Here is a 256-nt window from a genome sequence, read left to right on the forward strand (position 1 = left end):
ACTCGACTACCTGCAATGGCTCGGCGTCGACTGCCTGTGGCTGCCGCCCTTCTTCAAATCACCCCTGCGCGACGGCGGCTACGACGTCTCCGACTACACCGCCGTACTCCCCGAATTCGGTGACCTCGCCGACTTCGTCGAATTCGTCGACTCGGCCCACCAGCGCGGCATGCGGGTCATCATCGACTTCGTCATGAACCACACCAGCGACCAGCACCCGTGGTTCCAGGAATCGAGGAAAGACCCGGACGGCCCC

1 protein-coding gene is annotated in these 256 nt (G+C 63.7%); it reads left to right on the plus strand.

Annotated elements, in window-relative coordinates:
• On the plus strand, positions 1–256 hold a 256-nt coding region (locus ADL12_RS27635; RefSeq protein ID WP_244188075.1), incomplete at both ends, for an alpha-amylase family glycosyl hydrolase.

Origin of the sequence: Streptomyces regalis, assembly GCF_001509475.1 — a bacterium.
Taxonomy (GTDB): domain Bacteria; phylum Actinomycetota; class Actinomycetes; order Streptomycetales; family Streptomycetaceae; genus Streptomyces; species Streptomyces regalis.